This window comes from Burkholderia sp. 22PA0099 (genome assembly GCF_047497165.1).
Taxonomy (GTDB): Bacteria; Pseudomonadota; Gammaproteobacteria; order Burkholderiales; family Burkholderiaceae; genus Burkholderia.
This window is the reverse complement of sequence record NZ_CP163164.1, coordinates 86,661-109,599: the sequence shown is the minus strand read 5'-3', so window position 1 is coordinate 109,599 and position 22,939 is coordinate 86,661. Positions and strand designations below refer to the sequence as shown.

General features: G+C 66.4%; 20 protein-coding genes. 9 read left to right on the top strand and 11 right to left on the bottom strand.

Annotated features, from left to right (window positions below; translation table 11 throughout):
- Positions 1-3: 3 nt before the first annotated feature.
- Positions 4-1,035, bottom strand: a complete 1,032-nt coding sequence (locus tag AB4851_RS00510) for a TRAP transporter substrate-binding protein (RefSeq protein WP_414441496.1) — start codon at positions 1,033-1,035, stop codon at positions 4-6.
- 184 nt (positions 1,036-1,219) lie between these two features.
- Positions 1,220-2,125 carry a LysR family transcriptional regulator gene (locus tag AB4851_RS00505; RefSeq protein ID WP_414441497.1) on the bottom strand — a complete coding sequence of 302 codons (906 nt, stop codon included), beginning with the start codon at positions 2,123-2,125 and terminating at the stop codon, positions 1,220-1,222.
- Positions 2,126-2,253: 128 nt separating this feature from the next.
- Here AB4851_RS00505 and AB4851_RS00500 point away from each other — a divergent pair, with 128 nt between their 5' ends.
- The 3 genes from AB4851_RS00500 to AB4851_RS00490 all read left to right on the top strand — a co-directional run bounded on the left by AB4851_RS00500 (position 2,254) and on the right by AB4851_RS00490 (position 5,828).
- Positions 2,254-3,117 carry an amidohydrolase family protein gene (locus AB4851_RS00500; RefSeq protein ID WP_414447980.1) on the top strand — a complete coding sequence of 288 codons (864 nt, stop codon included), beginning with the start codon at positions 2,254-2,256 and terminating at the stop codon, positions 3,115-3,117.
- Between the two features lie 159 nt (positions 3,118-3,276).
- Entirely contained in the window at positions 3,277-4,578 is a 1,302-nt protein-coding gene (locus tag AB4851_RS00495) for a dicarboxylate/amino acid:cation symporter (RefSeq protein WP_414447979.1), read from the top strand.
- A 152-nt stretch (positions 4,579-4,730) separates the two neighbouring features.
- Positions 4,731-5,828: a porin gene (locus AB4851_RS00490; RefSeq protein ID WP_414447978.1), complete on the top strand. Its 1,098-nt coding sequence runs from the start codon at positions 4,731-4,733 to the stop codon at positions 5,826-5,828.
- A 138-nt stretch (positions 5,829-5,966) separates the two neighbouring features.
- Here AB4851_RS00490 and AB4851_RS00485 read toward each other — a convergent pair whose 3' ends face one another.
- Positions 5,967-7,109 (bottom strand): hypothetical protein, encoded by a 1,143-nt coding sequence (locus tag AB4851_RS00485; protein ID WP_414447977.1) that lies wholly within the window; start codon positions 7,107-7,109, stop codon positions 5,967-5,969.
- A 262-nt stretch (positions 7,110-7,371) separates the two neighbouring features.
- On the opposite strand from AB4851_RS00485, the gene AB4851_RS00480 reads away from it, so the two are divergent.
- The gene (locus AB4851_RS00480; protein WP_414447976.1) at positions 7,372-8,673 is read left to right on the top strand and encodes a hypothetical protein; all 1,302 of its coding nucleotides are present in this window, start codon (positions 7,372-7,374) and stop codon (positions 8,671-8,673) included.
- A 97-nt stretch (positions 8,674-8,770) separates the two neighbouring features.
- Here AB4851_RS00480 and AB4851_RS00475 read toward each other — a convergent pair whose 3' ends face one another.
- Positions 8,771-9,379, bottom strand: a complete 609-nt coding sequence (locus AB4851_RS00475; RefSeq protein WP_414441503.1) for a fumarate hydratase C-terminal domain-containing protein — start codon at positions 9,377-9,379, stop codon at positions 8,771-8,773.
- A complete protein-coding gene (locus tag AB4851_RS00470; protein ID WP_414447975.1) occupies positions 9,376-10,254 on the bottom strand; it encodes a fumarate hydratase in 879 nt (292 codons plus the stop codon). The genes AB4851_RS00475 and AB4851_RS00470 overlap by 4 nt, the downstream gene beginning before the upstream one ends.
- Before the next feature lie 154 nt (positions 10,255-10,408).
- On the opposite strand from AB4851_RS00470, the gene AB4851_RS00465 reads away from it, so the two are divergent.
- The gene (locus AB4851_RS00465) at positions 10,409-11,407 is read left to right on the top strand and encodes a ketopantoate reductase family protein (protein ID WP_414447974.1); all 999 of its coding nucleotides are present in this window, start codon (positions 10,409-10,411) and stop codon (positions 11,405-11,407) included.
- A 39-nt stretch (positions 11,408-11,446) separates the two neighbouring features.
- Here AB4851_RS00465 and AB4851_RS00460 read toward each other — a convergent pair whose 3' ends face one another.
- The 4 genes from AB4851_RS00460 to AB4851_RS00445 all read right to left on the bottom strand — a co-directional run bounded on the left by AB4851_RS00460 (position 11,447) and on the right by AB4851_RS00445 (position 15,163).
- On the bottom strand, positions 11,447-12,262 hold the full coding sequence (locus AB4851_RS00460) for a hypothetical protein (protein WP_414447973.1): 816 nt from the start codon (positions 12,260-12,262) through the stop codon (positions 11,447-11,449).
- A 24-nt stretch (positions 12,263-12,286) separates the two neighbouring features.
- The gene (locus AB4851_RS00455; protein WP_414447972.1) at positions 12,287-12,913 is read right to left on the bottom strand and encodes a flavin reductase family protein; all 627 of its coding nucleotides are present in this window, start codon (positions 12,911-12,913) and stop codon (positions 12,287-12,289) included.
- Between the two features lie 29 nt (positions 12,914-12,942).
- On the bottom strand, positions 12,943-13,914 hold the full coding sequence (locus tag AB4851_RS00450) for an amidohydrolase family protein (protein WP_414447971.1): 972 nt from the start codon (positions 13,912-13,914) through the stop codon (positions 12,943-12,945).
- Between the two features lie 67 nt (positions 13,915-13,981).
- Positions 13,982-15,163, bottom strand: a complete 1,182-nt coding sequence (locus AB4851_RS00445) for a porin (protein ID WP_414447970.1) — start codon at positions 15,161-15,163, stop codon at positions 13,982-13,984.
- A gap of 322 nt (positions 15,164-15,485) precedes the next feature.
- On the opposite strand from AB4851_RS00445, the gene AB4851_RS00440 reads away from it, so the two are divergent.
- The 4 genes from AB4851_RS00440 (at position 15,486) to AB4851_RS00425 (ending at position 20,307) form a co-directional block, all read left to right on the top strand.
- Positions 15,486-16,805 (top strand): MFS transporter, encoded by a 1,320-nt coding sequence (locus AB4851_RS00440; protein WP_414447969.1) that lies wholly within the window; start codon positions 15,486-15,488, stop codon positions 16,803-16,805.
- A 45-nt stretch (positions 16,806-16,850) separates the two neighbouring features.
- Complete coding sequence (locus AB4851_RS00435; protein WP_414447968.1) at positions 16,851-17,567, top strand: HpcH/HpaI aldolase family protein; 717 nt, start codon at positions 16,851-16,853, stop codon at positions 17,565-17,567.
- Positions 17,568-17,675: 108 nt separating this feature from the next.
- Entirely contained in the window at positions 17,676-18,443 is a 768-nt protein-coding gene (locus AB4851_RS00430) for a DNA-binding transcriptional regulator (RefSeq protein ID WP_414441512.1), read from the top strand.
- A 310-nt stretch (positions 18,444-18,753) separates the two neighbouring features.
- Positions 18,754-20,307: a methyl-accepting chemotaxis protein gene (locus tag AB4851_RS00425; RefSeq protein WP_414447967.1), complete on the top strand. Its 1,554-nt coding sequence runs from the start codon at positions 18,754-18,756 to the stop codon at positions 20,305-20,307.
- Between the two features lie 49 nt (positions 20,308-20,356).
- Here the strand turns inward: AB4851_RS00425 and AB4851_RS00420 are convergent, their stop codons facing one another.
- On the bottom strand, positions 20,357-21,988 hold the full coding sequence (locus AB4851_RS00420; RefSeq protein ID WP_414447966.1) for an NAD(P)-binding protein: 1,632 nt from the start codon (positions 21,986-21,988) through the stop codon (positions 20,357-20,359).
- On the bottom strand, positions 21,985-22,746 hold the full coding sequence (locus AB4851_RS00415; RefSeq protein WP_414447965.1) for a hypothetical protein: 762 nt from the start codon (positions 22,744-22,746) through the stop codon (positions 21,985-21,987). The genes AB4851_RS00420 and AB4851_RS00415 overlap by 4 nt, the downstream gene beginning before the upstream one ends.
- Positions 22,747-22,939 lie beyond the last annotated feature (193 nt).

Here is a 22,939-nt window from a genome sequence, read left to right as displayed (position 1 = left end):
AACTCAGCTCCGTGCGGCCGCGATGGCCGGGAACAGCGGCGCGGTGGCCGGATACTGCTTCGCGAAGCTGGCGTAGAGCTTGGCCTGCATCTCGCCGCGCACGGTGGCGCGATCGGCCGCCGACATCGGCGAGAACTGCATGCCGCGCTGCTTGAGCGCGTCGGCGGCGCGCGCGGCCGTCTGGATCGCGGCCTGGCGCTGCTGCAGCGTGGCATTGCGGGCCGCGGCCTGGAACGCGGGCAGCAGGTCGGCCGGCAGCTTGGCCAGCGAGCGGCGGCCCATCACGGCCACGATCGGGCTGAACACGTGCTGGGTTTCCCAGCACGACTTGACCACCTCGTCGAACTTGCTGGCCAGCACCGTCGCGCAGTCGTGCTCGAAGCCGTCCACCACGCCGGTTTGCGCGGCCATGTACAGCTCGCCGACGGGAATCGGCGTGGGCACCGCGCCCATCAGCTTGAAGGTTTCCATGAACGCCGGCGTGGGCAGCACGCGCAACTTGAGGCCCTTGATGTCGGCCAGCGTGTGCACCGGCTTCTTGGTGAACACGTTGCGCCCGCCGAACGAATAGCCCCAGCCCACCACCGAGCAGCCGGCGCGCTGTTGCAGCAGCGTGTCGAACGAGGCGCCCACCGAGCGGTCCATCGCGCGGCCGACGTGATCGAAGCCGTCGAACAGGTAACCCAGGTCGAGCATGCCCAGCTCGGGCAGCACCGTCGCCCAGATCGACGAGCCGGACACCATCATGTCCACCGCGCCCACCTTGACCTGCTGCACCACGTCGCTTTCCTTGCCGAGCTGGTTGTTCGGGAAGAAATCGATGCGGATGCGATCGCCCACGCTCGCCTTCAGGTTGGCCGCCAGGTGCTGATACCAGACGTAGTGCGCGGCGTTGTCGTTGGCCGGCATCGACGACGACACGCGCAGCGCGATCGGCGCCTGCGCGCGCACGATGGCCGGCAGGCCGATGCCGGCCGCGGCCAGCGAGGCTGCCGAGGCGGTTTGAAGAAAGCGTCTGCGGGAATTCGACTGCATGGTGGTGTCTCCTGGGTGCCGCGCGCTGCGCGAGCCGGTTATTGGGTCGGCGCGACGGCCACGCGGCGACTGTATCGATTTAGTGTATCGATACAGTAAACGCCCAAACGCGTGCACGGCATTGGTGTTTTCCCGCGTTCCGGGCGATTCGGCGGTTCGGAGACGGAGCAGGGCGGCGGCGCGTTCAGCGCCCGCGCGCGGCCCCGTAAAGCGGCAGCACCTGGGCCTCCAGCATCGCGATCGCCTGCCGCGCCAGTTGCGGCAACGGATGGCGGCGGCTGGTGGCGATCGCGAGGCGGCTGTACAGCGTCGGCTCGGTGATCCGCGTCAGGCGGAAATGGCCGGGCGGCAGGTCGGCCGGAATCGCGTTCAGCGACAGCACCGCGTGGCCGATCCCCTCGTTGACCAGATCGAGGATCGAGGCCACGCCGTCCACTTCCAGTTCGATGTTCAGGCGGATGCCCTGTTCGGCGGCGGCGGCCTCCACCATGTGGCGGATCGCGTGCATGCGGCCCGGGATCACCAGCGGATAGCGCACGATCTCGCGCAGCGTGATCGATTCGACCGGCGCGGCGTGGCCCGGCCCGACCAGGAACAGCTCCTCGGTGTGGATCGTGCGCTTGTCGATCGAGGGCGTGTCGAACGTGTCGTACAGCACGGCCACGTCGATGCGGCCCATCATCAGCCACTCGGTCAGGTAGGTGGACAGCCCCTGCGCAACCGACAGCGTCGCACCCGGAAACGTGCCGCGGAAGTGCCGCACCAGTTCGAGCGTGCCGACCCGCGCGAAGCTCGGCGTGATGCCGATGCCGAAATGGCCGCCGAGCGTGCCGCGCAGTTCGTCGAGATCCTGCGAGGCGCGCTGCACCTGCTGCAACAGCCCCTTGGCATGCGCCAGCATGCGCTGGCCGGCCGGCGTCAGCGTCACGCCGCGCCCGTTGCGCTCCAGCAGCGTGTGGCGCAGTTCCACCTCCAGTTGCCGCACCAGGCGGCTCAGGGCGGGTTGGTTGGTGTTCAGCGTGTTGGCGGCGCGCGTGAAGCTGCCGAGTTCCGCCACATGGACAAATGCGTCGAGTTGCCGGAGATCCATGATCGAGCTATGCGATATATGTATAACAGCTAGTTTGGTATGGCGATTGTAGCGAGGCAGCGGAGCCACCACAATGCACACCATTCCCGAACGACGGCCGCCGCGAGCGGCCAGCCACGAGACAGCCGATGAAATCCTGCCTGCCCCCCGATCCCCATCCGGTCCGCCCCGCGCACGTGCTGCCCGCCGGCGCCTGGGATGCCCACTGCCACGTGTTCGGCCCGGCCGCCGCGTTCCCGTACGCGCCGGACCGCAGCTACACGCCGCCCGACGCGCCGTTCGAGCGCCTGGTCGAACTGCACGACTTCCTGGGCCTGGCGCGCGGCGTGATCGTGCAGGCAAGCTGCCACGGCACGAACAACGCCGCGATGCTCGACGCGATCGCCCGCAGCGAAGGCCGCTACATGGGCGTGGCGATCGTGGACGGCAGCGTGACCGACAACGAGCTGGCCGACCTCGACGCGGCCGGCGTGCGCGGCGTGCGCTTCAACTTCGTCGCGCACCTGGGCGGCGCGCCCGATCTGGACGTGTTCGATCGCGTGCTGGAGCGCATTCAGCATCTGGGCTGGCACGTCGTGCTGCACCTCGACGCGCAGGACATCGTCGCCTATGCCGATCGCATCGCGCGCATCCAGGTGCCGTTCGTGATCGACCACATGGGCCGCGTGCGCGCCGAGGCCGGCGTCGATCAGCAACCGTTCGCACAACTGCTCGAACTGATGCGCAACCCGCTCGCGTGGGTCAAGGTGTGCGGCGGCGAGCGCGTGTCGGCCGGCACGCGGCCGTTCGACGATGCGATTCCGTTCGCGCAGGCGCTGATCGAGGCCGCGCCCGACCGCGTGCTGTGGGGCACCGATTGGCCGCATCCGAACATCACGCGCGACATGCCGAACGACGGCGGCCTGGTGGACCTGATGTTCCGCTTCTGTCCCGATCCGGAACTGCGCCGCAAGCTGTTGGTCGATAATCCGCTCCGGCTGTACGGCCGGTAAGCCGAACGATTCACCCGTACGACCCCGTTTCAAGCAGATCCGCCGCGCCAGACGGCGGACGAGGCAAGGCCGGCGGCGCACGCGCGCCGCCGACGCATCCATGAAGGAGACAGGTATGACCCGCATCGACAAGCCGACGTCCCGCACGGGAGTGGCGTCATGAGCGAGAGCGCCACCATGACCGCCGCCACCCGCAGCCCCCGCAAGCCGTTCTATCGCGCGCTGTATTTCCAGGTGTTCGTGGCCATCGCGCTGGGCGTGCTGCTCGGCCATTTCGCGCCGTCGCTCGCCGTGCAGATGAAGCCGCTCGGCGACGCGTTCATCAAGCTGATCAAGATGGTGATCGGCCCGATCATCTTCTGCACCGTGGTGACCGGCATCGCCGGCATGGGCGACATGAAGAAGGTCGGCCGGGTGGGCGGCAAGGCGATGCTGTATTTCGAGGTGGTGTCCACGCTGTCGCTGGTGGTGGGCCTGATCGGCGGCCATCTGCTCAAGCCCGGCGCCGGCTTCGACCTGAACCCCGCCACGCTCGACACCAAGGCGCTGGCCGGCTACACCACCGCCGCGCATCACCAGAACACCGTCGATTTCCTGATGCACATCATTCCGGATTCGGTGATGGGCGCGTTCGTGACGGGCAACGTGCTGCAGGTGCTGCTGGTGTCGGTGCTGTTCGGCGCGGCGCTCGCCGCGCTCGGCGAACGCGGCCGCGGGCTCACGCAACTGATCGACCAGGTGGCGCATTCGTTCTTCGGCATCGTCCACATCATCATGAAGGTGGCGGCGCTCGGCGCGTTCGGCTCGATGGCGTTCACCATCGGCACCTACGGGATCGGCGCGGTGCTGCCGCTGCTGAAGCTGATCGGCGCGTTCTACCTGACGCTCGCGGTGTTCATCGTGGTGGTGCTCGGGCTGATCTCGCGCGCGCTCGGCTTCAGCATCTTCCGCTTCATGGGCTATATCCGCGAAGAGATCCTGATCGTGCTGGGCACCAGCTCGTCGGAGGCGGCGCTGCCGCAGATGCTGGAGAAGCTCGAACGGCTCGGCTGCTCGAAATCGGTGGTGGGCCTGGTGATTCCGGCCGGCTACTCGTTCAACCTGGACGGCACCAACATCTACCTGACGATGGCGGTGCTGTTCATCGCGCAGGCCTTCAACGTCGAACTGAGCCTGATCCAGCAGATCACGCTGATCGGCGTGGCGATGCTGACCTCGAAGGGCGCGAGCGGCGTGGCCGGCGCGGCGTTCGTGATGCTGACCTCCACGCTGCTGGTGTTCCCGCTGATTCCCGTGTCGGGCATGGTGCTGATTCTCGGCATCCACCGCTTCATGGGCACCGGCCTGGCGATCGTCAACACCATCGGCAACGGCGTCGCCACGCTGGCCGTGTCGGCCTGGGAGCGCGAGCTCGATCGCGACAAGCTCAACGCCGAGATGGCCCGCCGCCGATCGGCCTGAGCGGCTTGAGCGGCCGATTCCTTCGATGTCCTGATGCATTGGCCCGGGCGCGACGCCCGGGCATCCCCTGAACGGCATGACCCGTCCGCCCGCGCTTGGCGCAGGTGGCGGCGCAACTCGCTTCATAAAAAATCATATTGGAGACTTTCGTCATGAACGCACCCCTGGCTGCGGCTGCCCGCCGCGCGCGCCACGCCCGCCCGCACCCCGCATGGTTCGGAATCCTGATTGCCGGCCTGAGCAGCGCGGCGCACGCCGAGGACTACAGCGCCGCGAAGGCCGCCGCGCTCGATACCGCCTCGGGCTCGGTGCAGATGTACGGCCTGATCGGCATGTACGTGGACACCTCGAAACTGAGCACCTCGAAGGCCAGCACCGCGCAGGTCGGCGGCGGCGGCATGACCACCTCGTTCTGGGGGATTCGCGGCCGCGAGGAACTGGGCGGCGGCAATGCGGCGATCTTCTCGCTGGAGAGCTTCTTCCGGCCGAACACCGGGCAGATGGGGCGCAACACCACCGACGGCCTGTTCTCGCGCAACGCCTACGTGGGGCTGAGTTCGGCGCGCTTCGGCACCGTCAAGATCGGCGAGCAGACCAACCCCACCTACATCAACCAGCAACTGGTGAACCCGTTCGGCTCGTCGGTGGTGTTCTCGCCGCTGATCGTGCAGTCGTACACCACGACCTACGACAACACGGAAATCGGCGACACCGTGTGGGACAACGCGGTGGAATACGTCTCGCCGAACCTGGGCGGGCTGACCGCCACGGCGATCTACGGCGTGAGCAGCACCACCGGCCACCAGGGCAAGGACAACTTCGGCCTGCACCTGACCTACGCGAGCGGGCCGCTGACGGCCGTGTTCACGGCGCAGCGCGTGCGCACGGCGGTGGTGGCGCCGAGTTCGGATCAGTACCTGTACCTGGCCGGCGCGGCCTACGACACGAAATACGTGAAGCTGTACGCCGCCGCGCAAACCACCAGCAACGTCAGCGCGCAAACCGGTTCGCACACCTACGAACTGGGCGCCACGGTGCGGCTCACGCCCACCAACCTGATCCTCGCCGAATGGGCGCGCACCGCGCACAGCAAGCCGCTCGACCAGAGCGACGTGCGCAACACGGCGAGTCTGGCCTACGAATACGTGCTGTCGCGGCGCACCTTCGTGTATGCCGTGTATTCCTACGACAAACTCAGCGGCAACCCCACCGGCAACACGCTCGGCGTGGGCATGCAGCACACGTTTTGACGTGGGGGGCGGCGCAGCCAGGCATCCCGGCCGGTCCCGCCTTCCGAGCTGCTGTCCGGTTCGAAGGGCCGAAAAACAGCGTCAACGCGCTTTCTTTTGCGCTTCGCATGACGCGCGGTCATGCGAACGAGGCGTCGCTCAGGCGTCCTCAAAGGCCGGCAGCGACGACACCGCGCGCACGAAATCCTGCTGCCGGCGGTGGCCGCTTTTGGACAGCACGGCACGCAGTTGATTGCGGGCCGTGGTGACGGTGATCGCCGCCGACGCCGCGAATTCGTCGAGCGACAGCCCGCGCGCCAGCGCATGCGCGAGCCGCGCCTCGGCGGGCGTCAGCCCGAACAATTGCGCCAGTTGGCCCTCGCTGGCGGCGGCCTCGCGCTGGGCGTGCCGCACCGTGATCATCAGGTCGGCGCGCAGCGGCGCGAGCAGCGGCCGCGCGGCGAGCGGGTGCGGGGTGCGGCCGGCGTGGGGCATCGGCAGCACGCTCAGGTGCCAGACGTCCCGGCCGGTGCGCACCGTGAGGCTGACGGGGTGGTGGGCCAGGCGCACGCGGGCGATCGCGTCGCCGAGCGCCGGGCTCCACGCGCCGGTCGATTCGAGCCGGCGCCCGGCCGTCTCGACCTGGCGCTGCCTGCCGAGCCAGGCTTCCGCCCCGCGATTGCAGAACACGATGCCGTTGTGCGAATCGATTGCGATCACACCTTGCCCGAGCGCGTCGAGCGCGGCCTCGCCCGAAGCGATGCCGGCCCGCAACGACGCGTTGCGCATCATCAGGCGGATGGTCTGGCGCAGGTGCGGCATCAGGCGTCCGACCGCCTGCCGTTGCATCGGTGAAAACGACGGCTGCCCCACCGCGTGATTGAAGACCAGATAAACATCGAGTCCGCCTTCGCGATAAACACAACTGCCGAGCACATAACGGACGCCGAATGGAATCAGTAAATCCTGATAAAACTCGTTGCGCGAGACGAAGCGCGCGTCGAAATAATCTTCGCAGCTGAATATTTCGCCCACTTGCCGCGCTTGCGCGAGCAGGCGGCGCGGATCGATATGGCCGTAGTAATTCGCATAAGCGTCGCCGGCCGGCAGGAATTCGGGCCGCGTCATGATGCTGATCGGCGCCGCGCCGGTCACGCGATCCCAGCCCACCATATGGGCCACGCTGCTGCCGATCCAGTTGTCGAACGCGGTGAGCGCGCCCAGCAAGGCATCCGGCTCCAGCACCGCGTCGTAAAACCCGGCCAGCAGCCCTTCGAGCGCTTCCGGTTTACCCGTTTTCACTTCCCGTAATGCCATCGATCCCCCGACCCCGGCCCGCATCCTGGCGTGCGTGGCGATTTCTCTGCTTTGTCATGACGCATTTTGATCATGCGTCTCGATTTGCGACTCCGCAGAATGCCACAACGTCGATGCCATGCGAAATAAATCAAATTCGGCGAAAACGATTCCGCAATGATTACGTATTGAAAGCAATGCGATTCAAAGCGGGCAATAGGAACGGCGAGTGAGCGCCACGGTTTTTAATCTGGAACGAAAGACCAATATGAAAAAGACTTGGATTTGCCTCGGGGTGTGCGCAGTGCTGACGGCCTGCGGGGGCGGGGGCGACGACAATTCGGGTGCGACTGCCAATTCGGGCGGCACGTCGGGCGTGACCTCGGGCTCGGGTGGCTCCACGGGCGGCACCGCCGCCACCGCGCAGCCGCTGGCCGCGCAGCAGACCTACATCGGCTCGGTCAGCTTCGGCGACACGATCTCGGTGCAGATCGACGCGCCCGCCAAGGGCCAGGTGACGACCACCTTCGTCAGCTCGCAGTTCGGCCTGTCGGGCAAGCTGGTGGGCAGCTACACCGTGACCAACGGCAACTACGTGGTGAGCGGCTTCCAGGCGAGCGGCACCGTGCCGGCCACGCTGTCGGCCGGCGCGAGCGCGGTGGGCATGCAGTTCACGGTGAGCGCCGACGCGGCCAATCACGGGGTGTTGAGCGGCCAACTCAGCAACGTGCCGAACGTGTCGGCGGGCAGCGGCCTGCTGGCCGGCCAGGTGAGCGCCTCGAACAACGGCGTGACCACCGTAGCGGGCCTGGCCGGCACCTACAGCTTCATCAAGCTGTCGGGCGACTATGCGTCGAACGGCGTGCCGGTCGGCACCCAGGACGTGAATTCCGGCCAGATGCGCATCAATGCCGACGGCTCGCTGCGCGTCTGCCTGGGCGCGCCGTATTCGAACACCTGCATGGACGACGAGAACCCGAACGTGGCCGATACCGGCACCGTCAGCGTCGATCCGGACCAGACCACCTACCCGGGCGCGTTCGACCTGGCCGTCAACGGCCTGCCGATCGGCCGGATGTTCGTCAGCACCAGCGGCGGCAACAACACCATCCTGCTCGACCAGGCCAACGTCAACAGCAGCGGCACCGTGCGCACCGGCTCGTGGGTGCTGCAAACCACCGCCGCGCTGACGAGCGGCAGCTACGACGGCCGCTGGGTGTGCTCGGAGCCGAACACCAACGACAACGATCAGTTGCTCGGCAATATCATCGCGTCGAACGTCACGATCTCGGGCACCACGCTCACGCCGTCGGGCACCAGCGCCAGCCCGATGACGCTGAACCTGAACAGCACGTTCAACGCCGCCGCCTCGACCACCACGCCGACCTATGCCACCGGCGTGAACGGCCTGATGGCCGGCTTGCTGCCGAACGTGTCGAACGGCAAGCAGGTGCAGAGCACGATGGTGTTCCTGCCGGTGTCGTCGACCAATCTCTATTACACCGACGAACCGAACGGCGACGGCTTCTTCGTGCAGGGGCTGTGCACGAAGCAGCCGAATCCGGCGTAAGCGCCGCTGCCGCAAGCCGGATGTCGTGCCGCGAACGCCGTTGCGTAGCGGTGCGACACGGCACGAAGCGGCGCACAACAACCGGTTCGACGGCCGCTCAACGATGGCCGAGTTTCCCGACGATGTCCGGCATGCGCGCCACGGCCTGCTCGTGCAATTGCGCGTAGAGGCTGTTGCCGCGCGCGTCGATCGCGACCGTCGCCGGCCCCAGTTGCTCGACGTCGAGCGTGAGCAGGCGGAACTGCGAGATGTATTCGGTCCAGTGCATCGCCACCACGCGGCGCAGCGCACGCGACAGCAGGTTCAGCCCGCCCCCCGGAAACGACAGGTAGGCGCAGCCGCATTCGCGCAGCGCCGCGGCGCTGGCGTCGTCGAGGCCGCCCTTGCCGCCCACCAGCCGCACGCCGAGGCCGCGAATCAGCGTCGGCATCCACGCGTTGTAGCGCGTGCTGGTGCTCGGATTCAGGTAGAGCGCTTCAGGGCCGTCGGCCGTTTCGTTCACGTAGGTGCTCAGATGAAAGAACGCGCCGCCGTGCAGATCGACCGGCAACGGCGTGCCATTGTCGATCGACTCCGCGAGCCGCTTGTGCGTCGGCAAACCGATGCTCACGGTGATCTCGCCCGATAGCCGCACCATGTCGCCGAGCTGGAGATCGAGCACCTGTTCGGCGCGCAGCGGCAGTGTCAGATCGTGCATGCGGCTCATTGCCCGCCCTCCAGGAATTCCACACGGCCGTCGCCGTGAATGCGCGCGGCCGTGCGGCGGTTGATCCAGCAGTTGAAGCAGACCGCGATCGGCACGAAGCCGTGGCTCGCCGCGTAGTCGATATGCACGGCCATCGCGCTGGTGTCGCCGCCAGTGCCCATCGGCCCGAATCCCATCGCATTGACCGCATCGAGCAGGCGTTGCTCCATCTTCGCGAGCGTCGGCTCCGGGTTGGTCTGCCCGAACGGCCGCAGCATCTGCTCCTTCGCGAGACGCGCGGCGTAATCGAACGTGCCGCCGATGCCCACCCCGATCACCAGCGGCAGGCACGGCTGCGAGCCGGCGCGCAACATGGTGTCGAGCACGAAGCGCTCGATCTGATCGTGCGTCGGATAGACGAACGCCTCGATCGCCTCCCAGCGTCCCGTGCCCATCGCCTTCGGCGAGCACACGATGTCGACGTAATCGGCGTCGTCGATCAGGTCGAAGCTGACGATCGGCATGTCCTTGCCCGCGTAGCCGCGTTCGTGCGTCAGCGGGTTGGTGACCATCTTGAGGATCGGCGGCGAGATCGACGCCGCCAGGTCGGCAAAGCCGTCGCGGATCGCCGCGCGCACCGGGCCGTCGAATTGCACGCGCGTGCCGACCTTGACGCTGTAGGTGGGAATGCCGACGTCGCTGCACACCAGCGAATCGTCGCGGCGCGCGCCATCGGCGCTTTCGACGAGAATCTTCAGCGTCGCGCGGCCGGTGGGGTGGGTCTCCCGCTCGGAGGCCTGTTGCAGGAACGCCCGCGTATCGGCGGGAATCGCCTTGAGCGAGCGCTCGTAGAGTTGCGCGGTGACGCGCCGGACTGTCGCACTGTCAATCGACATCGTCGGTATTCCTCATAAGTGATGCAGTCATGCGGAACGCTCGCGCCATCGGCAGCGGCGGATTCCGCCTGGAGAAAAGCTTGCAGAAAGCGAACTTGCGGCCAAAGGCCTGCGGCGACAATGCGCGAACGCCAACCCACCTGAAACGCTTGCCATGAACGTCCATTCCCACACCGCGCGCCGCATCGCCATCGTCGGCGCAGGCGCGATCGGGGGCCATCTCGCGGCCCGCCTCGCGCTCGCCGGCCATCGCGTGTCCGTGCTCGCGCGCGGCCGAACGCTCGACGCGATCGCCTCGCGCGGCCTGCGCTACACCTGCCCCGGCGAATCCGAACGCAGCGTCGCGGTGAGCGCAGGCGCGCACGCCGCCGAACTGGGCGCGCAGGAACTCGTCGTGATTGCGCTCAAGGCGCACGCGTTGCCCGCGCTCGCCGCGTCGCTCGCACCGCTGATCGGTCCTGACACCATCGTGCTGCCGGTCGGCAACGGCCTGCCGTGGTGGTACTGCCTCGCGCCCGGCCACCCGCTGCATGGGTTGCGGCTGGCGAGCGTCGATCCGCACGGCGGCATCGAAGCGGCGCTGCCGTTCGCCCAGGTGCTCGGCGGCAGCGTCATGGCGTCGTGCAGCGCGCCCGCGCCCGGCGTCGTGCACCATCACAGCGGCGGCCGCATCACGCTCGGCGAGCCGTGCGGCGGTGTCAGCGCGCGCGCCGCCGAGTGGGCCGAGGTGTTCACCGAGGCCGGCCTGCCCACCACCGCGAGCGATGACATCCGGCGCGACCTGTGGATCAAGCTGCTCGGCAACGCATGCTCGAACCCGCTGAGCGTGCTGACCCAGGCGAGCACCGACCGCCTGCTCGACGACGCGCACACGCGTCACGCTTACGAGCAGTTGATGAACGAGTGCCTCGCCATCGGCAAGGCGGCGGGGCTGGCCCTCGATATCGACGTCGCGCAGCGCATCGCGCAAACGCGCGCGCTCGGCGCGGTCAAGACCTCGATGCTGCAAGACCTCGAAGCCGGCCGCGCGCTCGAACTCGACGCGATACTCGGTGCGCCGCTCGAATGCGCGGCTCGGCTCGGTGTCGACGCGCCGCTGATGCGCGCCGTGCTGGCGCTCACCCGGCTGCGCGCAACGCCCGCCGATGCTTGATGCACGCACGCCGTGGCTTGTCATGATTCGTCTTGCGAATCAATCGCGAACGTAGTCGCCCGCGTTCGCGACCCAGCCCTTGCCGATGAAATCGTGGCGCGGCGGCGAGAACACGTCGATCAGCAGATGGCGGCCATCGCCCACGCCTTCCGTGGTGTGAATCAGTTGCACCGGCACGGTGACCATCGAAGCGGGGCCGGCCGACAGATGCTCGTCGTCGCGCCACGCATTCGCGTCGGGGCCCCATTGCACCCGCAGGTGATGGATGAAATGCCCTTCGATGGCGAGCGACCCCTGTTCGAAATCCGTGTGACTGTGCGGGCTCAGTTTCGAGCGGTCGCGCGCGTCCTGGTACTCGACCCAGTTGATGCTGAGCGTGTCGGTTTGCAGCATCTTGAGCCGGGGCTTGTCGGCAGGCGGCGTGATGCGGTCGATTTCGATCACCTGCAATTCGCCCGCGCCGTGTGTGCGCCGATACCCGGCTTCGCTGGCGGCGATGCGCGTATCGGGCACCGCGTAATCGGCCGCATTGCACGCGGCATCGGCCGCCAGGTCCGGCCGCGACGACGCGAGCAGCACCGCGCGGCCGCCGTTCGCGGGCCGCACGCTGACCGCGCCCGCCGGCACCACGCAGATGCTGCGCCCCGGCACGGCCTGCACCGGGCCGCCGCCGACGCTGACTTCTGCGCCGTCCTCGGGAAGCAGCAGCATCATTTCGCGCGGGCTGTTCGCGTCGAACGTCGCGCCGTCGCCTTGCAGCCATTGCACGAAGAAGTTCTGGCCGCGCGCCACAGCACCCGGCGAAAGATCGTAGACGGCGGTGCTGCGCACGCCGGCATCCGTGGAGAGAGTCATGTTGGAATCCTTATTGATCGAATATCAAGCGTTGCGCGGGCTCGGGCGGCCCAGTTCGTCGAGTTTGCCGACCGTCGCGTAGCGATTGCCGTCGAGGCGCGTCAGCGGTTCGGCGAGCACGGTGTCGAAGCGGCCGTCCGCGCCCACGAAGCGCTCGTCCAGATGCACGCCCACGATGCGCCCGAACACCACCCGGCTGAAGGTCTCGCCGGGGCCGGTCGGCTCGATGTCCAGAATCTGCAACAGCCGGCACTCCATGCTGGCCGGCGAGGCGGCCACGCGCGGCGGCTTCACCATCACGCTCGGCGCTTTTTCCAGGCCCGCCAGCTCGAACTCGTCGGTGCCGTAGGGCGCGTCGATCGAACTCATGTTCATCGGTTCGCGCAACGCCCATGACACGAGATTCGTCACGAACTCGCCGGTCTCGCGAATATTCGTGACGGTGTCCTTTTCGTGCCGGTCGGCCGGTGCGTTGCACGAAAACATCACGACGGGCGGCGCCGTCGAGACGAGATTGAAGTGCGAGAACGGCGCGAGATTGACTTGCCCCTGGCTGTTGATCGTACTGATCCAGCCGATCGGACGCGGCGCGACGATGGCATTGAACAGCGTGCGTTTGAAGCCGGGCGTGGTCGCCGGATCGATAAACATTGAGCTCTCCTTGTCCTTTCCGGCCCGCATCACGCGCGCAAGCCGCCCTTCACGAACACGGCCTTGCCGGTTTCGTACAACACCGCATGGCGTTCCGCTTCGGTGAGCAGCGCCGTCGCGTCGAGCATGCGTTGCACCATGTCCTGATAGGTGCCCGACGAGGTGCCGATATCGGAGCCCCACATGATCTTGTGCGCGCCGAACATGTCGACCGCGCTGCGCAACGCCTGGTCGGCGGGCGTGCCGGTTTCCCGATAGATGTCGAGATTGATCGAGGTGAACTTGAAATAGAGGTTCGGCTCGGCGGCGAGCGGCACGAAGCGTTCGTCGAAACCGAAGTTCTCGTCCTCGGCTTCCGGTTCGAGCATGTGGTCGAGCACCACGCGCAAATTCGGGAAGCGCCGCGCCAGCGCGATGATGGCCGGCACCGACGGGCCGCCGCCGCCCGCGGCAAGCACTTCGATATCCATGACGATCCCGCGTTCATTCGCGGCGGCCCAGGTCTCCAGCGCGCGCGGCGATTCCAGCCACGGCATGGTGCCATCCGGCTCGCGTCCGCCGAACAGGCGCACGCCGGCCAGGCCGTGCTGGTCGACGTAGCGGCGCACCAGCGCGGGCGTGCTTTCGTCCTCGGCATCGAGAATCACGACGGCGGAGAAAAGCTCCGGATGGGCATCCGACGAATCGAGGATGTAGCTGTTGTCGAAACGGTAGACCATGCGCTTCTGCACCGCGACGGCTTCGACCACGCCCGCCTCGCGCATCCACGGCAACATGCGCGAGACATCGGGCACTTCGTTGATCGGGTTCGTGCCGTGATGGCCTCCCGGCAGGCCGATCACGCCCGGCAGGCGCGGTGGCGCATTGGGCGAGCGTTTCATCGGATTGCGCGGGTAGCGCGCAAGGTCGTCCGCCACGAGGTGCGCGTGCGAATCGAACAGCTTCACGGTCTGGCCGGATTGGCCGGATTGGCCGGGCGTTGAGGGTTGCGTGGAACGCATGTCGTCTCCATTCAAATGCAAGGTGTTTCGTCACGCCCGGCCTGGCCGGGCTCTCAAACAGGAACCGCTAGAACATGTGGCGGATGCCGACCGTGAAGCCGGTTTGCGCGTCGCTGGCCGAGGCCGTGGTGCCGAACATGGCGGCCACGGCGCGGTGTCCGGTCGAATCGAAGCCGTCGGCTTTTTCATGCAGCAGCACGGCATAGAGGTCGGTCTGCTTCGACAGCGAATAGTCTGCGCCGAGATTCCACTGCTGATAGCTCGCACCGCTTTGGCCGTTGAACGAACTGGCGCGGGTATACGCGTAAGCCACGCCGAGCAGCAGCGCCGGTGTCAGCCGGTACTTCAGGTTCGCCTCGCCGGTGTTGAACGTCACGCTCTTGCCGGCTTCGCCGGAGGGCAGGGCGGCGCCCGCCACGGCCGTCGCGCCGAGGCCCGCGAACCGGGTGTTCGTGTAGATCGCGCCGAGCGTGAACCGGCCGATGTCGTACGACGTGCCCGCGCCGAGCACCTGCTGCGAGCGCGCCGTCGCATAGCCGCTGAAGATCGGGCTCGTAAAGTTGTTCCCGGTCGCGCTGCTGGTGGCGTTGTTGCCGAACAGCGCGTAATTCGGATTCTTCACATACATCCAGGCGGCCGCCATCTTGAACGGCCCCTGCGCGTAGTCGGCGCCCGCCGACATGATCTCGTTGCGCGTCGCGGCGCCCGCGACGCCGCCCAGGCTGTACGTCGCGCCGACCTGCAGGCCGCGATAGCGCGGGCTGACGTACTTGATCGCGTTGTTCGCGCGCTCGGTGCCGTCCACATCGTCGAGCCCGGCCGGGTGATAGCCCCAGCCCGCGCCGCGCGCCGCCCAGTCGGTGCCGGCTTCGAACGGCCCGAGATAGCTCGACAGCGTCAGATACTGGCGGCCCAGCGTGATCGTGCCGAAAGGCGTGCCAAGCCCGACGTAAGCCTGGCGGCCGAACAACAGGCCGGCCTGCAGCGCGCCGGTGGTGGTCGTGAAGCCGTTTTCCAGCGTGAAGACCGCGCGGTAGCCGCCGCCGAGATCCTCGCTGCCGGTCAGGCCGAAGCGCGACGCGCTCTCGTTGCCGCCCGCGATGGCGGATTGCGATTTGCCGCCCGCGTTGCTGAGATAGCGATAGCCGGCATCCACGATGCCGTACAGCGTCACGCTGCTCTGGGCGAACGCGCTGCATGCGACGCCGTACGCGGCGGCGCCCACCAACCACGTCATCGATTTCTTCATGATGTCTCCTCCTGTTATGCCGCCCCGTTCACGACGGGCGGTGCGGTAAGCGAGCCGGTGCGCGGTTTGCGGTTTGATGCACGGCCGGTTTTACGCGACGAATATTTTCATGCGCGCCGCGGCGAGCCAAGCGCGTTTCGACAACATTTCGCAGGGCGAAATGTCAGGAGCCGACAGCCCGGCTCGCCGTTGCCGTGGTGCAGCAGGATTTCGCGGTGCGGAATCGGGGGATTTCACGCTGGTGGCCGAAATGGGCGGCGCGTAGTATTGCCCGCCGTGGGGAGAGCGCGCTGCGCAAACAGAACGCCCCGTTGGAGGAGACATGACTATTTCGCAGGCCGAGACGGCCAAACCCGTGGCCGAGTACGACGAGCGCCTGATCCGGCGAGTCTGGTGGCGGATCATGCCGCTGATCATGGTGACGTATCTGGTGTCGGTCGTCGACAAGATGAACGTCAGCTTCGCGAAGCTGCAGATGGTGCACCAGATCGGCCTGACCGAGACCGCCTACGGCCTCGCGTCGTCGCTGTTCTTTATCGGCTATCTGATCTTCGAAATTCCGAGCGCGCTCGGCGTGCATCGTTTCGGTGCGCCGAAATGGATCTTCCGCATCATGCTGAGCTGGGGGATCGCCACGGTGCTGCTGGCCTATACGAGCTCGGGTTCGATGTTCGCGGCGCTGCGCTTTCTGGTGGGCGCGGCGGAAGCGGGGCTGTATCCGGGCGTGGTCTATTACCTGACCGTGTGGCTGCCGCGCCGTTATCAGGTGCGCGCCGTCGCGCTGCTCACGCTCGGCAGCGCGCTCGGCAACATGCTCGGCTCCGCGTTCGGCGGCCTGCTGCTGTCGCTCGACGGCACGTTCAATCACGCGGGCTGGCAGTGGGTGTTCATCGTGACGGGCGTATTCGCCCTCGTGCTCGCGCCGATCGTGCTGCTGTGCCTGCCGCGCAGCATCGAGACCGCGCGCTTTCTCGAACCCGCCGATCGCAGCCGCCTGGCGAGGATGGTGCTCGACGAAGCGCCTTCCACGAACCATGAAGGCACGGTCCTGAGCGTGCTGGGCGATCGCATCGTGATGGTATTCGCGCTCGGCTACACGCTGCTGCTGACCTCGCTCTATGGCGTCATCTACTGGCTTCCGACCGTGATTCGCGGCTTCGGCGTGTCCAGCTCGCTCAACGGCTTGCTGACGATGTTGCCGTGGGCGCTGACCTCGGTGCTGTTGCTGACCGTGCCGCGCCGGCTCAAGCGCGACAGCCAGGTGCGCCGGGCCGCCACCACGATCGGCGTGATCGGTTGCGTGGCGTTCTTCGTCAGCATGCTGGTGGACGATCCTGTGTATCGCTATATCGCGCTCGTGCTCGGCACGCCTTGCACTTCGCTGCTGCTGCCGTGCTTCTGGTCGCTGCCGTCGAAATACTTCAGCGGCCGGCGCGCCGCCACCAGCCTCGCCGCCATCAGCAGCATCGGAAACTTCGGCGGCTTCCTCGCGCAGAACGCGATGCCCTGGATCGGCAAGACGCTCGGCCACGCCGGCTACGCGATGCTGCTGCCCGCGCTGTGCCTGCTGCTGCTCGGCGTCACCGCCTACGCGATGGAACGCGCAAGCCGGCGCGGCGCCGTCGCGCCGGCCCTGCGCTGATCGCGGGCCGCGCTTCTTCACCTCTTTTTTCCAGGCCTTATCGTCATGCACGATTCCACGCATCAGATCGGCACGTTCGTCAAAACCGGCGCGCCGCAAATCGTCGAAATCCTCGGCGGAGCCGGCCTACATTTCGCGGTCGTCGACGCCGAGCACGCGCCGTTCGATCGCGCCACGCTCGACATCATGGTGATCGCCGCGCGCTCGGTCGGCTTGCCGCTGTTCGTTCGGATTCCAGACATTCAACCCGCGACCGTCCAGTCCGCGCTCGATCTGGGCGTGTCGGGCCTGCTCGTTCCGCACGTCGATTCCGCCGACGACGCGCGCCGCCTGGTCGCCCGCACCCGCTTCCTGAACGGCGAGCGCGGTTTTTCCAGCTCGCCGCGCTTCGCGGGATACGGCTCGATGACGATGAAGAACGCCGTCGAGGCGGGCAACGGCACGGCCGTCATGTGTCAGATCGAGAGTCGCGCCGGTTGCGCGGCCGCGCAGGAGATCGCCGGGGTGGACGGGGTGGCCGGCCTGTTCGTCGGCCGCGCCGATCTCGCGCTTTCGTTCGGCCTGACCGATGCGCGCGCGCCCGAAGTCATGCAGGCGACCGTCGACGTGCTCGCCATCACGCGCGCGGCGGGCAAGATCGGCGGCGTCGCGCTCGGCGACGCGCGCGAGCGTGAGGAATTCGCGCGGATGGGGGCGTCGTGGTTCGTGGTCGGTTCGGATCAGTCGCTGCTGCGCAAGGGCGCGCTCGGGCTGATGGCTTGACGGCGCGCGTGCCGTCAAACCCGGATCGTCCGGGCGTTTTCGCGGATAATCCCTCGCTTCATCAAGGCTCGCGCGCGAAAGCTGCCGGGCACACACCGGGTTAACACGATGGCGGAACGCGATTCGTCGATCCGCGCAGTAGAGCGGGCCATCACCCTGCTGCGCGCGCTGAACCAGATGCCGATTTCGACGCTCGACGGCTTGCATCAGTCGACGCTGCTGCCGAAGCCGACGCTGGTGCGGCTGCTGCGCACCTTCGAGGAGCTGGGGCTGGTCGCACGCGGTGCGCGGCCCGGCGAATATCGCCTGCTCGATGGCGTCAACGCGCTGAACTCGGGGTATCACCACGTGCCGCGCGTGGTCGAGGTGGCCGGGCCGCTGGTGCGCGCGCTGACCGAGAAGATCAAATGGCCGATTGCGGTCGGCATGCTCGATGTCGATGCGCTGGTGGTGCGCTACAGCACGATTCCCTATTCGCCGCTGTCGTTGCTGCACTCGTCGATCAACATGCGCCTGAGCCTGGTTTCGCGCGCGCTCGGCCGCGCCTATCTCGCGTTCTGCTCGGCCGACGAGCAGGCCATGCTGCTGGAGATCGTGCGCCAGAGCCATCATCCCGAAGATCACCTCGCGCAGGACCGCGACGCCGTGCAGGCGATGCTCGACGCCACCCGCCAGCGCGGCTACGCGCTGCGCGACACCACGGTGCGCCCGGTATCGGGCACGCTCGCGGTGCCGGTGATCGCGAACGATTTCGTGATCGCGTCGATCGGGCTGACGTGGTTTTCGTCGGCGTTGACGGTCGATCTGGTCGTGGAGCGGTATCTCGATCAATTGCGTGATGTGTCGCGGCAGATCTCCGCGCAGTTGCAGGCGTAGTTCGGCCACAACTCGACGCCGGGTTCGCCGGCCCTGATCGTTGCGAGCATGGCGGGAAGAGCGCTCCGTTCGTGCCTCGCAGCGTCGGGCAGGCGCCCCGCCCGACGCGGGCCGGCCGATATACCGGCCCGCGATTGATCAGATGATTCCCCGCCAAAATCGCGCCCATCAAGGGTTTTCAGCGCATCTCTCAGGGAATTCCCGCCTGCGCCGGCGCGCCGCGTGTGCCGTCAAGACAGGAGCCGGCACGCGCACGCGGCCGGTGAAGACCACACGACGACCAGACGACCCGACGGCGGACATTCATCCCATGCATTCCTTCACCCTGAACCGGAAACTGACGTCGATGATCGCGATCCTCTGGATCGGCCTGCTGCTGATCGCGGGATTCGGCGCGTGGCACGCGCGCCAGACGATGCTCGACGGCCGCCGCGATGCGCTGGCTTCGCTGATCAGCGAGGCCTATGGCGTGGCCGACTATTACTACAAGCAGTCGCAGCAGCACGCGATCAGCGAGGACGAGGCCAAGCACCGCGCGCTCGACGCGATCGGCGCGATGCGCTACGGCAGCGACGGTTATATCTCGATCAACGATTCGCAGCCGGTGATGATCATGCATCCGATCAAGCCCAAGCTGAACGGCACGAATCTGTCGAGCTTCACCGATCCGAACGGCGCGCACTTGTTCGTGGACATCGTCAAGGCCGGCAACGGGCCGGGCGAGGTGGGCTATGTCGCCTACCTGTGGCCGAAGCCCGGCGCCGACGCGCCGGTCGAGAAATCGAGCGTGGTGCGCCGCTTCGCGCCGTGGGACTGGTACATCGTGACCGGCATGTACATGGACGATATCCGCACGGCGATGATTCACGACGTGCTGCTCTGGCTCGCCGCTTCGGGCGCGCTCGGCATCGTGTCCACCGTGCTGATGGTGTTCGTGCTGCGCAGCGTGCGGCGCAGCCTCGGCGGCAACCTCGAATCGGCCGTCGATACGGCGCGCCGCATCGCGCAGGGCGACCTGACGGCGCACGTCACGCTGCAGCGCGACGATCGCGCAAGCCTGCTGCATGCGCTGCACAGCATGCAGGCCGGGCTGATCGACATGGTGTCGCGCGTGCGGCTCGGTACCGAGAACATCAACGTGGGCGCGACCGAGATTTCCGCCGGCAATACGGACCTGTCGCAGCGCACCGAGCAGCAGGCCGCCGCGCTGGTGGAAACCGCATCGAGCATGGACGAGATCACCTCGCACGTGCGGCAGAGCGCCGAGAGCGCCTCGCAGGCCGCCGCGCTGGCGGGCCAGGCGGCCGAGGTGGCGACGCGCGGCAGCGACGTGGTGGGCGACGTGGTGCGCACCATGGACGAGATCACCGACAGCTCACGCAAGATCGCCGACATCATCGGCGTGATCGACGGCATCGCGTTCCAGACCAACATCCTCGCGCTCAATGCGGCGGTGGAAGCGGCGCGCGCGGGCGAGCAGGGGCGCGGCTTCGCGGTGGTGGCCGCCGAGGTGCGTTCGCTGGCGCAGCGCTCGGCGTCGGCCGCCAAGGAGATCAAATCGCTGATCGACACCTCGACCACCACCGTCGAGCAAGGCGCGACGCTCGTGTCGCGCGCCGGCTCGACGATGCAGGAGATCGTGCAATCGGTGAAGCGCGTCAACGAGATCCTCGGCGAGATCAGCCAGGCCGCGACCGAGCAGAGCACCGGCATCGAGCAGGTCAACCGCGCGGTGGGCGAGATGGATCAGGTCACGCAGCAGAACGCGGCGCTGGTCGAGCAGGCCGCGGCGGCGGCGCATTCGTTGAAGGATCAGGCGGAGGTGTTGCGGGAGGCGGTGACGCAGTTCGCGTTGCCGGCTTGAGGGGGCATGACGATGGCGCTTCGGCACGCCACTGCGTGCCGAAGCGGTGTCAGGCGGTTTCGGTGGAGGCGGGCACGACGCTTATCGCCGTCGGCAGGCCGCTGGTGCCGGTGCGCGACGGTGTGGACGAGACCGGCACGACGGGCGGCGGAATGCGGCCGAGCTCGATGCGGCCAGTGTCCTTGCCGCTCAGTCCAACCTGTTGTTCTGCAGTGCGATCAAGGCCGCCGCGGTAGATAACCGCGTCGCAATGCCGTGACACCGAGCCGTCGTCGAACGTGACCGTTCCGCCACGCCTGTTGCCGTGCGATCGTATGCTGACGACCTTTCTTTTGGACACATCGAAGCCGGGATAGGGCGCGTGCGGCTTGAAACGCCGATAAAGCGCCATGATCAGATAAATCAGAAACCGGTTGAGCGGGTAGGCCTTCGAGAACCAGTCGTCCTGGCGAATCACGCTGATCCACTCCACGTCGCGCCGCAACAGTGGCGAAACGTTGTGCCATAACTCCCTGCCGACCTCGGAGACCAGTTGGGTCGCGATATCGATGAATGCGGCATCGAGATCGCGATATGCCGTGGGTTGATTTCCCCAGATCAAGCCGGACGTCGTGTAGCCGTCATACGACTGAATTCGACGCATCGCGGTCAGCACGGGCGGATAGCTGGCGAGGCAGATTCCCATCGTCACTGGGGAAGTACCGACCGCGGCGTGCCAGATCTCAAGTGGATGTGGAACTTTCGGGTCGAACAGACAGCGCAGTGCATCCTGCAGCGCGCCGTCCCCGGAGCCGATGATCAGCACCGTCGGCCGGTGAGGGAAGCCGAGCGCGAGCTTGGGGATGCTGTCCTTCTTCCAGAAATCATCGAATTCGAGATCGCGTTCGATGCGTTGGTCGGAAAATGTCTTCGCTTCCTTGCCATAGCCGATTGCGTAGAGCAGGTAGTCGGATTCGATGGATAACTTCCGAAAGGCTTTCTTAGGAGGCCGATAATCGAGCGAAAGCGCGACAGGATCACCGCCATCGATCGATGCCGAAATCATCGAATCGGTTCCGCTGGTCACGGTTTTCGCGAGATCCTTCCGCGACGCCTCCGACAGCGTTGTGTATTCCACGAGCCAATCGCCGGATTTTTTCATGATGGCGTTCTGGCGCCAGAGATTGACGTTCTTGGCAACCAAAGCCTTGAATTGCCGATTGAACGTATCGATCGTCACGGATTTCGTGAACCGCAATCGCAGTGCTTTCCATAGCGCACTGTCCAGCAGAACCGGCTTGTCGAGTGGATAGGTATGCGAATCGGATGTGGTATTCGGCCATTCGTACATCGAGGTGCTGACATAGCGATCGGCCGTGCTCGCGAGAATGCCGGACGGATACCGGTTCTTTTCGACCAGTACGAAGCGAATCCCTTCCTCCTCGGCTTGCAAGGCGGCCGCGATACCGGCAATGCCGGCACCGAAAATGGCGAGCTGAAACGCGAAATTGTCATCGGTGGGGGGCTTGCCCCGCCACGGCTCGATCAGGCCGGTATCGACCAGGGCCTTCACCGCCATTTGTGCGCGGACGATCTGATCTCGGATGGAGATGAACGAGAAGCGGTAGTTGACGTCGAGTTGGCGTGGCCCGACCTTCAGGGCGAGCAGCGGCAATACGTCGGCTTGATGAGCGGCGGTCATAGGTTTTCGAGCAGATCGGACAGAACGGCTTGGCTAACGGAAAACAGCGTGGGGTTCTCCATCACTTCACGTGTACCGCCCACGCCGCCCGGCGGGCCGTCGTCGGCCGGGTCGTCTCCGCCGGGTGGGCCATTGCGCCCGCCATTGCCGCCGTCACGTTCCGCTGCTGCATCGCCGTCGGCATCGAGATCGTCATCGGGGGCGCGACGGTACAGCCGCTCCTCGATGAGATCTTCGAGATTCCGGTCGCGCCAAATGGTGTCATCGAACGATTCGAACCAGGGGCCGCTGCTTTCTTCCGGGTGCACGATCTTGCCGAATCCTTCCCGTTCCTCGAAGGGGCGGCTATCGAGAAAGGCGAGAACGGGTGCGAGTTCATGGATCCCCGCCGTCTGCTGCATTTTCAGGTGCGTGCGTGAAACGGCGTCCTGAAAGCGCTGGCTGTTGCCGTTGTATCGTTCGATCAGAAACCCCTGCGCATCAACCTGGGCGATTATCGAGGCCGATTGCTCGTCCGGGCTGCCTGAGTGAAGCCAGACACGTCCCTTTTCATCGCCGCGCACCGTCAAATAGACAATCATTCCGAATCGGGTGATCCATCGATTCGAGCCGCCTGAGCGCGTCAATCCGTAGAAACGGGCCACCAGTGCCGTGGCGATGCGCTGTTTATCCGCTTTTTCAAGCCAATAATCGAGCCGGCGCATCGTGAAGGCGAGCTCCGTCAGAATCTCGGCGTTATTCGGAGAGAAAATTCGCAAGATGAGGTCTCGGTGGTGCGTTGTTCGGCAACGTTTTTCTGAATCGTTTCGAGTGCGATTATACAAACCATTTTTTAGATAAGGGTTGGCTTACCACCACGACGACGCATTGCCGCGACTTGTCGAAACGGAAGTGCCGAGCACGATCGTCGATCGGCTGCTGGCTCGGGCAAGTGCGCCTCGAAGGGGCGTC